This is a genomic window from Azohydromonas lata NBRC 102462 (assembly GCF_001571085.1).
GTDB classification, from domain to species: domain Bacteria; phylum Pseudomonadota; class Gammaproteobacteria; order Burkholderiales; family Burkholderiaceae_C; genus Azohydromonas; species Azohydromonas lata.
Genome location: NZ_BCTC01000153.1, coordinates 1 through 11,691, shown reverse-complemented (window position 1 = coordinate 11,691; position 11,691 = coordinate 1). Strand labels below are relative to the sequence as shown.

Below are 11,691 nucleotides of genomic sequence, written 5' to 3'. Positions count from 1 at the left end.
CCGTCGATCACGGCGATGATTTCGCCGATGCGTTGCGAGGCGTCGTTGATGCCGCCCATGCTGTTCATGACCTGCTCGACGATCTCGCCGCCGCGCTGGGCCGACACGGTGGCGGCGCTGGCCAGGCCGTCGGCCGTGCGCGCGGCCTGGGCCGTGTGCGACACCGAGCCGGTGAGCGTGGACATGGAGGAGGCCGTGTGCTGCAGGTCGGCCGACGTCTTCTCGGTGCGCGAGCTCAAGTCCTGGCTGCCCGCGGCGATCTCGTTGGAGGCCGAGGCGATGGCGTTGGCGGCGTGCCGTATGGTGCCCACGGTCTCGCGCAGCCGCGCGGTCATGATGGAGACGGCATCCTGCAGCGAGCCCGGCACCGCCGGGCCGCGCGCCATGTCGGCGCGCAGGTCGCCGCTGGCCACGCGCTGCACGAAGCGCTGCAGCCGCGAGGGCTCGTCGCCCAGCTCACGCCACACCGAAGTGACGATGAGCCGCGAGGCCACGCCCAGCACCAGCAGCACCAGCGTGCCCGTGCCCAGGTTGAGCAGCGTGTTGGTCTGCACGTCGGAGACGGCTTCGGACTGCGCGCTGTCCACGGCCGCCTCGGCCGTGCTTTGCTGCTCGGAGAGCCGCTTGTTGAAGTCCGCTTGGGCGGATTGCATGCGCGGCACCAGTTCGGCCGCGGGCCCGCCGGTGAGCATGGCACGGGTGACGGCGATGGCGGCCTGCTGGTAGGCATCGAAGGCGTCGCCCAGCGCCTTGGACGCGCCGGCCTTGCCCTGCAGCGCCGCCGCCTCCGTCACCGCTTCACGCACCGCGGCGATCGCGGGTTCGACGTCCTTGATCTTTTCCTCGTCGCCTTCAGCGGCTGCGGACTGCAGCGTCAGGCGGAACTGCTCGGCGCTCTGCGAGATGCGCCCCATCCTGGCCAGGTAGGGGTAATCCACCGCGCGCAGCTGCTCGATGCGCTCGGTGGTGCGCATGCCCAGCAGGAAGCTTGCGCCAAGGCCGACGCCGAAGACGACCGTTGCGCACAAAGGCAGCATCCAGATCTTGGTGCGGAAGTTCATGTGAAGTGCTCCTTGACCCAGCCCCACGGCGAGGCTGGACGCGGGTCAGTCGACGCTCAACAGCACCTTGACGCTGCCGTCCACGGCCGACTTGTCGATGTAGCCCACCGTCTTGGGATCGGCCGCCACGGCCTTCTTCACGGCAGCGGCGTCAGGCAGTTCCTTGGGCAACTGGCCATTGCCCGAGAACACCAGTCGCGACCAGGTCGAGCGCACCTGGGCCAGCGTGCGGCCGGTGAGCTTGGTGTAGAAATCGGCACGGATGGCAGCGGATTCGGGCTGGTCCACCGGCGTGCGCGCGGTGTTCTTGCCCAGGAACACGTCAGCGGCCTGCTCCTTGGTCAGGGCCGCCGCGGACTGGTTGCCGATCACGACGATCTCGGCCCGGACGCCGGCGGCTGCCGACAACGCCACGGCCGCAGCGATGAGGCGAATGTTGCGCATACCCACTCCCGGTCAGAACACGAAATCAACCGCGATGCTCCAGACGCGTACGCTGGGCGGCGTCAGTTGGAACGGCCAGGAGGGGTCCATGAAGGCGTAGTCGGTGTGCGTCACGCGCTCGAACTGCGCTTTCACCGCCACGTTGCGGTAGGCGTCCCAGCGCACGCCGACGGCGCGCGTGATGCCCTTGGGGATGTCGCCCGGGGCGGATGCGAGCAGGTTGGGGTTGTAGCCGCGATAGCCTTCGCCCTTGGGCTTGAAGTGGCTGAAGGTCACGTAGGGCGTCCACGCGCCCAAGCGGTAGCCGCCGCTGATGTAGTAGCTGTCGGAGTTGACCGAGCCGTCGCCCGCGGGGCCCGGGTGGCCCGGATTCTTGAAGCGCCGGGTGACGTATTCGGCCATGGCCACGGCCTGGCCGTCGTCGTACTGCAGGCCCAGGTTGGTGAAGGTGTCCTTGCCGTCGGGATCCAGGTTGAGGTAGTCGCCCTTGAGCTCGACGTCCTTGCCCACCGTGCGGCTGGCCGACAGGGTCCAGAAGCCCTTTTCCAGGGACAGGGCCAGCGAGTACAGGCGCGGGTACTTGAGCTCCGCCTTGGGCTTGTCCAGCAGGTAGATGTCGCCCTTGCTCTTGCCGGCCGAGCCGCGCACCGTCACGTTGACGTCATCCACGGCGCTGGCCCAGCGGGCCTGCACGCCGTCGAACGAGGTCAGCGAGTAGGCGCCGTACACCTCCACCGGCGCTCGCAGCCAGTAGTGGGCGTAACCGACGTTGCGGTTGTCCGACACCATGAAGATGGGCAGCACCATGCGGCCCACGCGCAGGTCCAGGGCCTGCGTGGGCTTGGCTTGCGCATAAAGCCATTCGACTTGCGGACCCTGCTGGCCGTCGCGGCGGCTGGTCAGCACCTGGCCGACGGCGGAAAAGGTGTCGTTGTGCGTGTAGGTGCCCTGCAGGCCCAGCCGGGTGTCCACGCCGAAGTCCACCGAGCGCGTGGCGCCACGGTCCTGGCGGGGGCCGGAGCGGAACTGCGCCTCGTCGGTGTTGGTCTTCACGCCGCCCACCGTGCCGTACCCGCTGAAGGCAAATCCCTGGTCAGCAGCTTGCGACGCTGTGGCACAGACGGTCATCAATGCGGCAAAAGCTAGAGATGAATTTCGCTTTAGATTCATTTCAACTCCCTCTTTATTTCTTTAAATCAGCTTTGAAAACGGACTGCAAAGGCACCCGGACCTCTGCGAAGCACTTTCAGACCAGTTCTGTTTCCCAACAAAACCAGCCTACGCCACGGAATTGCATGGACCTTACAAAGCCGCGAAACGTGGCTCACGAGGCACGAGCAAAACAATAAATACCCGAAAGGCAAATGGCGAACGGGGCCGTTTCCCGCAGCCCCCGAAATCCTCCGCCGCCGGGCTGAAACAGCGGCCTGCCGCACCCCAGCGTACGGGCTGCGCCAAGGGGCGGATGGCGCCAAACGCTCCACGCGACTGACGAGCAGGGACGGGGGACAACGCGACGAACCACCCGAAGCAGGAACCATCATCAAATACCAGGAGAACGCACGCCTCTCATGCGGCAAACGATTTCTTGATGCACCGAAAACCACCGGGCGCAACCGCTCGGGCAAAATTTATTTCATGAATGCGGCTCTCAGCCGCCGAAATCAGGCTCAATTTCGTCCGACCCCGGCAGACCCATACGCTCACTCATAAAATTCTTCCACTCACGGTATCGCGAGCACAGGCGCAAGGGCTGGACACCAACGCATGCGCAAACTGCCTAGGAAAGAGAAGTTGGCTGCTGCGGGGGCTCCTGTAGGTAGACCTGAATGCGCGCAAGGACCGCACCGGCATGCGGAACAACCGCATTACCTCGCGCGCACCGGCGCTGAACCTCGTGTCAGCGTCCTGGGGCCCACAAGCCCCGGCCACTTCCAGCACCGCAGGGGTTCCTTGGAATCAGTCAGGGTCTTGCACAGCCCGAGCAGGGGATTGCGAAACTGGTTTGATTCTAGTGTGTCTGTTTGATAGTTTGCAAAGTGTTCGCAATGTTTGGAAACTTTTCTGGCTGCATGTGCTGATGCACCACAACCTCCCGGCGTCGTCCAAGGGACCGCGTGATGAATGGCACGCACATCGCACGGGCTGCGTGGGGCATGTCGTGGGGAAATTGGCGCCCGCCCATGACGAAGGCCGCCTTGCAGCCGCACGCATGGTGCGACTGCAAGGCGGCCCGGAGTGGGTCGATAAGAAATGCGCGCCGGCGGCGCGCGGCAGTGTCCGTTATTGAACGATGAAGTTGACGAAGTTCACGGCCTTGATGGGCAGCTTGGCCGGCTTGTGCGACTTCTTGCGCTTGCCCGCGCCGGCGTGGGCGGAGGCGTCACTCTCCATGAAGTCCTCGGCGTTGAGGTCGTAGCCCAGCGGGCGCAGCGCCTGCGCCTGCATCTCGGCGGCCAGCAGGCGGCGGCCTCCGTCAGTGCGCACGTCCTCCGAGGTCTTGTTGGCCACGGCCATCAGAAGATTGTTGCGGATCACGGGCATGAAGGCCTTGACGTGATCGGAGGACTTGTCGTCCTCCACTTCCAGTGCGATGACGATCTGCGCGTAGCGGTCGACGTCCCGGTCGGCCAGATTGATGGTGATGGGCTCCAGGTTCACGAACAGCGGAGCGTGCTTGGGGTCGAAAGCCTCGGGCTGCTTGTTCTTGGCCGGCGCGGCGTCGACTTCGACTTCGTCCTCCTCCGCGTGCGCCGTGCGCGCCTTGAACACCATGAAACCCCCAGCAGCGGCCGCCAGCAGCACCACCACGGCCAGCACAATGATGATGAGCTTCTTGTGCCCCTTCTTGGGTGTGTCAACGGCAAGGGCTGCGGCAGCGGACATGTGGTCTCCAGTCAACCGTGGAATTCAAGTGTTTACAGGGCCGGGCCAACCGCACCACGGTGGCTGTGGGCCGGGCCATTTGGGCAGCGGCTGCGTCAGGCGACGCCGCATCCGGTGCAGCGCTAGCGCCCTTGGACGCGGCGATGGATGCCCCGTTTGAGCCGGCCTCCTGGCCAAGAATCTGCGCCGGAACCATGCTGTCGAGGCTTGGCAACCGGCCTATGCATTGAAGCAAACACAGATCAAGCAATCGTGCAATGTTTGCAAAATGTCATGCGGCCACGGCGATGATTTGGCGCGGGCCGCCCAGCACCGCCACCGCCGCGGCGCGGCGCGGCGGGAGATAGGAGGGTCGCCAGGCCGGGCCCAGCCCCAATACCCCGGCGGACATTCCCCACCACCAATTCGCACAGGACCGGCGGGTTGGCCCGCCGTATTAATTCAGCCCAGCCAGGCCACGCCCGCGGCGCCCAGCCCCGTGATGCCGCCCAAGGTGGCCAGCAAGCGCACCGGCTCCGCACCCCAGCGCTTGCGCCGGGCATGCACGGCCAACCCCAGCACCAGCAGCGCCAGCGAGCTCAGGAACACGACGGCAAAGATTTCCACGGCATCCATGGCAAGCCTCCTTGTTGCGAGGCAGCCAGTTTCCAAGGCGGCGATGGCCGCATCCAGCAGGCCGTTGCGAAGTAATCGTTCGGCTGCACGGAAGTTGCCCGCGTCATCGGCTGCAGCGGTGGTTCAGGCAGCGCGCACTGCGCGCCTGAAGACACGGTCACGAACATTGCCGCCTCGACATACCGGGTTTCGTACGGCAGCCGCGCCACATATTGGGATGGCACAAACCCGGCAAAGGATGGAATTGAATATGTCAGCAAATGTGCGCTGCTAGCATGGGGTGCGTTTTTGAATATGCAAGGAGGTCACATGCAAAATATTCTGATCCTGGAGGATTTGCCGCAAGTTCGGACCTGGCTGAAATGCCTGGTCAACGAATTGTTTCCTCAAGCCAGTATTTCCGAGAGCGCACGTGTGCATGACGCGATAGGCCTGGTTTCCGTTCTCAACTTCGACCTCGCGCTGATCGACCTGGGCTTGCCTGACGGGTCGGGCGTGGACGTGGTGGCCACGCTGCGGGAAAAGCAGCCGGCGGCGCAGCCGGTGGTGGTGTCCATACACGACGACGACGGCCACCTCTTCCCCGCGCTGCAGGCCGGCGCCTACGGCTACATCCTCAAGGAACAGCCGCGCGAGATGGTGATGGAGCAACTGCAGCGCATCAGCCAGGGCGAGCCGCCGCTGTCGCCTTCCATCGCCCGGCGCGTCATGGCCTACTTCGCCGCGCTGCCCAAGCCGCAAGCCTCGCTCATGCCGCACGTGAAGCTCACCGAGCGCGAAAGCGACGTGCTGCTGCGCGTGGCCAAGGGTTTCACGCTGCCGGAGATCGGTGTGCAGCTCAACCTGTCGCGCCACACGATTGCCGACTACGTCAAGCAGATCTACCGCAAGCTCAACGTGAGCTCGCGCGCCGAAGCCGCGCTGGAGGCGCAGCGCCTGGGCCTGTTCAACAGCAGCCACTCCAGCAACCACAACCGCCACTTCTGAGCTGGCGCGCCATCCCGGCGCGCGGCGGCGCGGCGGCTCCCCGCTCAGGAGCTGCCCGTGGAGTCCAGCCAGCTCTGCACCTGCGGCTGCGGCCAGGACAGCTCGACCAGGATGCCGCTCTGGTCGCTGAGCCGGTAGCCTTCGGCGCTGGCCGGCCAGGCTTCTAGGCGGCTCTCCAGGCCCTCCAGCGCCGAGAAGCACACGTGCGCGACGCCGGCGCGGCCCACGCCCTGCTCCAGCGGGCCGCGCTTGTCGTCGGTGGTCAGGCACTGCAGCCCGGCGTCGGCCAGGCCCTGCAGCAGGCTGTGGCGCGGGTCCACGCTGCCGTAGGAGGCGGTGGCGTCCAGGTTGGCATTGAAGTCGCCGGCCACGCACAGCGCGTGGTCCGGAAATTCCTGGCGCAGCCGCAGCCACTCGGCGCGCTGGCGCTGCACCACGTCCAGGTGGCGCTGCCAGGACAAGGCCGGGCGCTGCACCACGCCGCCCTGCGCGGGCGAGATCACGGTGCCGTAGACCAGCAGCGGGCGGTCCAGCCAGGGCACCTCCAGCCGCGCCGCGACGGTGGACAAGGCGTCCTCCGTGGCCACCGGCCGCAGCGCGAACCTGGACCACAGGACGACGCGGTGCTCGCCCTTCTGATGGAAATCGCCATGCGGCGCCGAGCTGCTGACGTGGCCGCCAGGGGGGATGTTGGCGTCGTGCGCCTCGGTGAGCACCCACAGGTCCGCATTGCGCTGCTGCAGCGCATGAATCTGCCGCGGGATGCGGGTGCGGTGAAAAGCGCCGGAGCGCCCTAGGTTCCAGGTGCCAATGCGCACTGAATGCAAATCGCGCCTCCGCCATGAGCCAACACAAACGCAGCGGCGCCGCCTGCGCACCCGTGCAGGCGGCACCGCTGCCCTGCCCTGCGTGGAGCAACGCGCGCGCCCGCGGCCGCCGCGGCACAGGGCGGCAGGGATCAGGGCTGCTCGGCCAGCGCCTCGGCCAGCGCGGCCACCAGCCGGTCTATCTCTTCCCGCGTGACGTGGAAGGGCGGCGCGAGCTGGAGGGTGTCGCCGCCGAAGCGCACGTAAAAACCCTTTTGCCAGCAGCGCATGGCGATCTCGAACGGGCGGCGCGCCGGCTCGCCTGGCAGCGCGGCGATGGTCAGCCCCGCGGCCAGGCCGTAGTTGCGTATGTCCAGCACGTGCGGGCTGCCCTTGAGGCCGTGCACCGCGCTCTCGAAGTACGGGGCGATGGCGCGCACCGTGGCCGGTGCGTCCTCGCGCTCCAGCAGCTCCAGCGAGGCCAGCGCCGCGGCGCAGGCCACGGGGTGGGCCGAGTAGGTGTAGCCGTGCGGGAACTCGACGTTGTAGTCGGCGCCCCCGGCGGCCATGAAGGCGTCGTGGATCTCGGCGCTGGCCACCACGCCGCCCATGGGAATCGCGCCGTTGGTGACCTGCTTGGCGAAGTTGAGGATGTCCGGCGTCACGCCGAAGGCCTCGGCGCCCGTCCACGCGCCGGCGCGGCCGAAGCCGGTGATGACCTCGTCGAAGATCAGCAGGATGTTGTGCTGCGTGCAGATCTCGCGCAGCCGCTGCAGGTAGCCCACGGGCGGGACGACCACGCCGGCCGAGCCGGAGAACGGCTCGACGATGACGGCGGCGATGTTGGAGGCGTCGTGCAGGTTGATGAGCTCCAGCAGCTCGTCGGCGCGCTCGCGTCCCGTGGCGGGCTGGCCGCGGCTGAACTCGTTGCCCGGCAGCAGGGTGTGCGGCAGGTGGTCGGCGCTGAGGCCCTCGCCGTACAGCTTGCGGTTGCCCACCAGGCCGCCCACGCTGATGCCGCCGAAGTTCACGCCGTGGTAGCCCTTCATGCGGCCTATGAGCCGCGTCTTGCCGGGCTGGCCGCGCATGCGCCAGTAGGCGCGCGCCATCTTCAGCGACGTGTCCGCCGCCTCGGAGCCGGAGCCCACGAAGAACACGTGGTCCAGCCCCGCGGGCATGTGCGAGACGATGCGCTCGGCCAACTGGAACGACAGCGGGTGGCCGAACTGGAAGGCGGGCACGTAGTCCAGCCTGGCGACCTGGCGGGCGACGGCCTCGCTGATCTCGCGCCGGCCGTGGCCCAAGCCGCAGGTCCACAGGCCGGAGAGGCCGTCGAACACTTGCCGTCCCTGCGCGTCGCGGTAGTAGTGGCCTTGCGCCTCCACGAGCAGCCGCGGGTCGGCCTTGAACTGGCGGTTGCCGGTGAAGGGCATCCAGTGGGCGCGCAACTGCGCCGGGGTGGGCAGTGCATCCGCGGCGGCGGCCAGGTCGGGGGCGAGGTCGTTGTGCATGGAGAAGCGGCAGGCCATCAAAAAGCGTGAGGTCTGCATCGTGCCCGCGCGCGTGGTTTGAATAGAGTCCGATCTTTGCAAGCTCACGCGACAAGGATTGAAACTTTCATGGTGAAGAAGGCGCTGCTTGGGCAGGTGAGCGATGCCGAGATCCGGCTGCTGCGCGTGTTCCGCGCGGTGGTGGCCTGCGGCGGGCTGGCGGCGGCGGAGCTGGACCTCAACATCGGCCGCTCCACCATCAGCCGCCACCTGCGGGACCTGGAGGAGCGGCTTGGGCTGGTGCTGTGCCGGCGCGGCCGCGCGGGCTTCGCCGTCACGGCCGACGGGCTGCGGGTGCACGAGCGCGCGCTGGCGCTGCTGGACGCGCTGGACGCCTTTCGCGGCGAGGTGCGCGACATGCACGCCGACCTGCAGGGCACGCTGGAGCTTGGGCTGTTCGACAAGACGGCCACCAACCCGGCCTGCCGCATTCCGCAGGCGCTGGGCGAGTTCCGGGCGGCGGCGCCGCAGGTCGGGCTGGACGTGCTGGTGGGCGGGCTCACGGAGATCGAGTCGCGCGTGCTGGACGGCCGCGTGCACGTGGGCGTGCTGCCGGACCACCGGCGCTCCGACAGCCTGGACTACACGGACCTTTTCGGCGAAACCATGCTGCTGTACTGCGGGCGCGAGCACGCGCTGTTTGGTGCCGGCGAGGTCTCGGCGCAGCGGCTGCGCGCCCTGGACTACGCGGGCTTTGGCTTCCACTCGCCCAACATGGAGGCCACCCACCGCTTCGGCCTGCGGCGCACGGCCACGGTCAACGACCAGGAGGCCGTGGCCACGCTCATCCTCAGCGGCCGCTTCATAGGCTTCCTGCCTGCGCACTACGCCGCGGGCTTCGAGCAGGCGGGGCAGATGCGGCACATCGCGCCGGGGTGCCGCTACGAGGTCCGCTTCGTGGCGCTGACGCGCCGGGGCGATGCGCCCTCGCGCCTGGCGCAGGCATTTCTGGACGCCTTGGTGCGAGCGCATAGTCCCGCGCCCGGCTGAGCGGGGATGGCGCAGGTGCTGCCGGCGCTGGAGGGCTGCGCCTGCCTGCCGCTGGGCGCGCAAGGGCCGCTGGCCAGCGGGCCTTGCCTGGCCCGCGGGGCCCCGCGCTTCAGTCGAGCCGGATGTTGTTGGCCCGGATCAACTTGCCCCAGCGCTCGCGCTCGCTGCGCACGAAGCTGGACATCTGCTCGGCCGTGCCCGGCATGGGTTCCAGGCCGAGGGCCTCGAAACGCGCCTTCACCGTGCCGGAAGCCAAGGCGGCCTGCAGCGCCTGGCCCAGCCTGGCGGTCGCCTCCGCCGGGGTGCCGGAAGGCACGACCACGCCTTGCCACGCATACGCCTTGAAGTCCTTGAGGCCTTGCTCGGCCAGCGTCGGCACGTCCGGCAGCGACTTGATGCGCGCGGGGCTGGCCACGCCGATAGCGCGCAGCTTGCCGCCGGCAACGTACTGTTGTGCCGCCGCGGTGTCGATCATGCCCACGGGAACCTGTCCGCCCATGAGGTCCTGCACCGCCGGTGCGGCGCCACGGTAAGGCACGTGCGTGAGGTTCAGGCCGCTTTGCTCGCGCAGCAGCTCGCCGGCCAGGTGATGCGGGCTGCCGGCGCCGGCGGAGGCATAGTTCACGCCCTGCGGCTGCGCCTTGGCCCAGGCCACGAACTCCTTCCAGTTCTTCACCGGCACGTTGGGCGCCACCACCACCAGCAACGGGAACCGGGCCAGCATGCCCACGGGCTTGAAGTCTTTTTCGGCGTCGTAGGGCAGCTTGGCGAAGAGCGCCGGATTGGCCGCCAGTGTGGCGAAGTCGGCCGTGAACATGAGGTTGCCGTAGTCCTTGGACTTGGCGGCGTAGTCGGCGGCGATGTTGGTGGCGGCGCCCGGCTTGTTGTTGACGACGATGGTGCGCCCAAGCGCCTTGCCCATCGGTTCGGCCACCGTGCGGGCCACCACGTCGGAGCCGCCGCCCGCCGCATAGCCCACCACCCACTCCAGCGGCTTGTCCTGTGCCGCAACCAGCAGCGGGGTGGCGGCAAGGGTTGCCAGCACAACTTGCGCGGCAAGGCGCCGGGAAAGAAGCGTCGAGCTCATCGTTTGTCTCCAGTTGGTTTTCCAGGAGGCCACCGCCAGGGGTGGCGCATTTCACACACGGGATGCCAGGCCGGCCACGCAGCCTGGCCGGCATGGGTTGGCGCCATGGGGTTCAATGGGCCAGGGCGCGCTGCTCCCGCAGCCTCACCAAGGCATCCAGCGCTTCGGTGCAAGGCACCGGCATGCCCAGCTCGCGTGCCGCGCGCAGCACGGCGCCGTTGATCGCGTCGATCTCGGTGGGCCGCCCGGCCAGCAGGTCCTGCAGCATCGAGGGCTTGTGGTGCACGTGGTGGTCCAGCGCGTGGTCCAGCGTCGCATGCAGCCCCGCTTCATCGACCTGCAGGCCGCGGGCCCTGGCGACCGTGAGCACTTCCGCCGCGATGCGATGGGCCAGCGAGCGGGCTTCGGCGCGCTCGCCCACCTGGCCCACGGTGCAGTCGCCCACGGCGCACACGGTGTTGAGCGCCGCGTTGAAGGCCACCTTCTGCCAGACGGCCGCCTGTGCGGACGGATCGACGGTGCTCGGCAAGCCCGCGCCGGTGAGCGCCTGCGCCAGGGACACCAGCCTGTCGCAGTGCTGCCCGTTGGCCATCGTCATGCGGACATGGCCCTCGCCGTGCGAGTGCACATGCCCGGGGCCGACCATGTCCGCCGGCACGGTGGTCACGCCCACGGCGATTTGCGACAAGGGCACGAACGCCGCCACCTTCTCGACGTTGCCCAGGCCGTTCTGCAGCGTGAGCACGAGCACATCGTCGTGCAGGGCGCCGCGGGCCGCCTTCAAGGCGTCGGCCGTGTGCAGCGTCTTGGTGAAGAGGATGAGGCAGTCGGCCTTCATGCCAGCCGCTTCCGGCCGGGCGATGGACAGGCGCACGGCACGCCGGCCCCGGCCGTCGGTCTCCAGGGTTAGGCCCCGGGCCTGCACCTGCTCGATGTGCGCCGGGTTCACGTCCAGCAGCTCGACGGCATGGCCCTGCTCGGCCAGCAGGCCGCCAAACAGCGAGCCCATGGCCCCGGCGCCCAGCACGGTGATTCGCATCGTTGCGCTCCTTGCGGCAGACATCAGAACGGGTAGTGGCGGTCGGTGGTCTGCAGCGTGATCCAGCGCAGGTCCGTGAACGAGTCGATGCCGGCGCGACCACCGAAGTGGCCGTAGCCCGACTCCTTGACGCCGCCGAAGGGCATCTGCGCCTCGTCGTGCACGGTGGGCGCATTGATGTGGCAGATGCCGGAGTGGATGCGCCTGGCAACGTTCCAGGCCTTGG

At 68.1% G+C, this 11,691-nt stretch carries 12 protein-coding genes; 2 read left to right on the top strand and 10 right to left on the bottom strand.

Translation table 11 applies throughout. The annotated features are described in order from the left end of the window. The 5 genes from ALA01S_RS28645 to ALA01S_RS33685 form a co-directional block, all read right to left on the bottom strand. Nucleotides 1–1,061, bottom strand: a 1,061-nt coding sequence (locus ALA01S_RS28645) for a methyl-accepting chemotaxis protein (RefSeq protein ID WP_066342727.1), incomplete at its 3' end; no start/stop codon positions are given. Nucleotides 1,062–1,106: 45 nt separating this feature from the next. Then, nucleotides 1,107–1,505 carry a hypothetical protein gene (locus ALA01S_RS28640; RefSeq protein WP_066342726.1) on the bottom strand — a complete coding sequence of 133 codons (399 nt, stop codon included), beginning with the start codon at nucleotides 1,503–1,505 and terminating at the stop codon, nucleotides 1,107–1,109. A 12-nt stretch (nucleotides 1,506–1,517) separates the two neighbouring features. Next, entirely contained in the window at nucleotides 1,518–2,558 is a 1,041-nt protein-coding gene (locus ALA01S_RS28635) for a hypothetical protein (protein WP_157119361.1), read from the bottom strand. A 1,230-nt stretch (nucleotides 2,559–3,788) separates the two neighbouring features. Continuing rightward, nucleotides 3,789–4,391, bottom strand: a complete 603-nt coding sequence (locus ALA01S_RS28630) for a flagellar basal body-associated FliL family protein (protein ID WP_066342722.1) — start codon at nucleotides 4,389–4,391, stop codon at nucleotides 3,789–3,791. A gap of 441 nt (nucleotides 4,392–4,832) precedes the next feature. Next, a complete protein-coding gene (locus ALA01S_RS33685) occupies nucleotides 4,833–5,006 on the bottom strand; it encodes a hypothetical protein (protein WP_157119360.1) in 174 nt (57 codons plus the stop codon). A gap of 309 nt (nucleotides 5,007–5,315) precedes the next feature. On the opposite strand from ALA01S_RS33685, the gene ALA01S_RS28625 reads away from it, so the two are divergent. Beyond that, nucleotides 5,316–5,993: a response regulator gene (locus ALA01S_RS28625; RefSeq protein WP_066342717.1), complete on the top strand. Its 678-nt coding sequence runs from the start codon at nucleotides 5,316–5,318 to the stop codon at nucleotides 5,991–5,993. Between the two features lie 44 nt (nucleotides 5,994–6,037). Here ALA01S_RS28625 and ALA01S_RS28620 read toward each other — a convergent pair whose 3' ends face one another. Continuing rightward, complete coding sequence (locus ALA01S_RS28620) at nucleotides 6,038–6,811, bottom strand: endonuclease/exonuclease/phosphatase family protein (RefSeq protein ID WP_066342716.1); 774 nt, start codon at nucleotides 6,809–6,811, stop codon at nucleotides 6,038–6,040. A 140-nt stretch (nucleotides 6,812–6,951) separates the two neighbouring features. Beyond that, nucleotides 6,952–8,310, bottom strand: a complete 1,359-nt coding sequence (gene aptA, locus ALA01S_RS28615; RefSeq protein ID WP_066342728.1) for an omega-aminotransferase AptA — start codon at nucleotides 8,308–8,310, stop codon at nucleotides 6,952–6,954. A 108-nt stretch (nucleotides 8,311–8,418) separates the two neighbouring features. Here aptA and ALA01S_RS28610 point away from each other — a divergent pair, with 108 nt between their 5' ends. Next, nucleotides 8,419–9,339, top strand: coding sequence for a LysR family transcriptional regulator (locus tag ALA01S_RS28610; RefSeq protein WP_066342713.1), 921 nt, complete (start codon nucleotides 8,419–8,421; stop codon nucleotides 9,337–9,339). Between the two features lie 109 nt (nucleotides 9,340–9,448). Here the strand turns inward: ALA01S_RS28610 and ALA01S_RS28605 are convergent, their stop codons facing one another. The 3 genes from ALA01S_RS28605 to ALA01S_RS28595 all read right to left on the bottom strand — a co-directional run. After that, nucleotides 9,449–10,426 (bottom strand): Bug family tripartite tricarboxylate transporter substrate binding protein, encoded by a 978-nt coding sequence (locus ALA01S_RS28605; protein WP_066342711.1) that lies wholly within the window; start codon nucleotides 10,424–10,426, stop codon nucleotides 9,449–9,451. Between the two features lie 112 nt (nucleotides 10,427–10,538). Next, on the bottom strand, nucleotides 10,539–11,465 hold the full coding sequence (locus ALA01S_RS28600) for a ketopantoate reductase family protein (RefSeq protein ID WP_066342705.1): 927 nt from the start codon (nucleotides 11,463–11,465) through the stop codon (nucleotides 10,539–10,541). A 23-nt stretch (nucleotides 11,466–11,488) separates the two neighbouring features. Continuing rightward, on the bottom strand, nucleotides 11,489–11,691 hold a 203-nt coding region (locus ALA01S_RS28595; RefSeq protein ID WP_157119358.1), incomplete at its 5' end, for an aldehyde dehydrogenase family protein.